Raw genomic sequence first — 2,187 nt, forward strand, 5'->3', positions numbered from 1 at the left:
CTCACATCGAGGCGTGGAACGTCCTGTTGACGACGTCGATCTGCTGTTCGCGTGTGAGCTTGATGAAGTTGACGGCGTATCCGGAGACGCGGACGGTGAGCTGGGGGTAGTTCTCCGGGTGCTCCATGGCGTCGAGGAGCGTCTCGCGCTTGAGCAGGTTGACGTTGACGTGGAAGCCGTTGGCGGCGACGAAGCCGTCGAGGCAGTTGGAGAGGTTCTCGATGCGCTCGGCCTCGGTGTGGCCCATGCTGGAGGGCGTCGCCGAGGCGGTCCAGCTGATGCCGTCGAGCGCCGAGGCGTAGGGCAGCTTGGCGATGGAGGCGCCGGCGGCGACGAAGCCCTTCCTGTCGCGCCCGCTCATCGGGTTGGCGCCCGGGGCAAACGGCTCGCCCGCACGCCGCCCGTCCGGCGTGTTGCCGGTCTTCTTGCCGTAGACCACGTTGGAGGTGATCGTCAGGATCGACTGGGTCGGCGTGGCATCGCGATAGAAGGCGGGCTGGGCCTTGACCTTGCTCATGAAGGTCTCCGTCAGCCAGACGGCGATGTCGTCGACGCGGGCGTCGTTGTTGCCGAAGGCCGGATAGTCGCCCTCGATGCGGTAGTCGACGGCAAGGCCGTCCTCGTTGCGGATCACGTGCACCCTGGCGTGCTTGATCGCCGACAGGCTGTCGGCGGCGATCGACAGGCCGGCGATGCCGCAGGCCATGGTGCGCAGGATGTCGCGGTCGTGCAACGCCATCTCGATACGCTCGTAGGCGTACTTGTCGTGCATGTAGTGGATGGTGTTGAGGGCCTTGACGTAAGTTCGGGCGAGCCAGTCCATGGTCTTGTCGAACTTCGCCATGACCTCGTCATAGTCGAGCACGTCGGCGGTGATCGGTTCAAAGCCCTTGGCCACCAGCTTGCCGGTCTTCTCGTCCACGCCGCCGTTGATGGCGTAGAGCAGCGCCTTGGCGAGGTTGGCGCGGGCGCCGAAGAACTGCATCTGCTTGCCGATGCGCATGGCGGAGACGCAGCAGGCGATGCCGTAGTCGTCGCCCCAGTGCGGCCGCATCAGGTCGTCGTTCTCGTACTGGATGGCGGAGGTGTCGGCCGAGACCCTGGCGCAGAAGTGCTTGAAGCCCTGCGGCAGGGCCGTGCTCCACAGCACGGTCAGGTTCGGCTCCGGCGCGGGGCCGAGATTGTAGAGGGTGTTGAGGAAGCGGAAGCTCGATTTGGAGACCAGCGTGCGGCCGTCCTCGCCCATGCCGCCCAGCACCTCGGTGACCCAGGTCGGATCGCCGGAGAAGAGCTGGTCGTAGTCGGGGGTTCTCAGGAAGCGGACGATCCGGAGCTTGACGACCATGTCGTCGATCATCTCCTGGGCGGCGTCCTCGGTGAGGCGGCCGGCGTCCAGGTCGCGCTGGATGTAGATGTCGAGGAAGGTGGAGACGCGGCCGAGCGACATGGCGGCGCCGTTCTGCTCCTTCACCGCGGCGAGATAGCCGAGATAGGTCCACTGGATCGCCTCGCGGGCGTTGGCGGCCGGGCGGGCGAGGTCGAAGCCGTATTTGGCGCCCATCTCGCGCAGTTCGTCGAGGGCGCGGAACTGTTCCGACAATTCCTCGCGCGCACGGATGGTCTTCTCGTCGAAGGCGGCGTCGTCGAGGGCGTGGAACTCGGCCTGCTTCTGCGTGCGCAGGAAATCGGTGCCGTAGAGCGCGACGCGGCGGTAGTCGCCGATGATGCGGCCGCGGCCGTAGGCGTCGGGCAGGCCGGTGATGACGCCGGACTTGCGGGCGGCGAGGATCTCGGGGGAATAGACGTCGAAGACGCCCTGGTTGTGGCTCTTGCGGTAGCGGGTCCAGATCTCGCGGACCTCGGGGGCAAGCTCGTAGCCGTAGGCGGCAAGGCCCGCCTCCACCATGCGCAGGCCGCCATTGGGCATGATCGCGCGTTTCAGCGGCGCATCGGTCTGCAGGCCGACGATGATCTCCGCGTCCCTGTCGATGTAGCCGGCCTCATGCGCGGTGATGGAGGAGGGGCGGTCGGTGGAGACGTCGAGAACGCCCTTTTCCCGCTCCTGCTTCAGTAGCTCTCCCAGCCGCGCCCACAGCGCTTTCGTGCGCCCGCTCGCAGGCGCCAGGAACCCGTCGTCCCCCTCATACGGCGTGTAGTTCTCCTGGATGAAGCCGCGTACGTCGATCG

The 2,187-nt window shown here is 66.6% G+C and carries 1 protein-coding gene; it reads right to left on the reverse strand.

Translation table 11 applies throughout. The features are described 5' to 3' along the window. Position 1: 1 nt before the first annotated feature. Entirely contained in the window at positions 2–2,185 is a 2,184-nt protein-coding gene (pflB, locus tag V2L18_RS23410) for a formate C-acetyltransferase (protein ID WP_336180766.1), read from the reverse strand. Positions 2,186–2,187: the final 2 nt, after the last annotated feature.

It is taken from the genome of Breoghania sp. JC706, assembly GCF_037026715.1.
Classification (GTDB): Bacteria; Pseudomonadota; Alphaproteobacteria; order Rhizobiales; family Stappiaceae; genus Breoghania.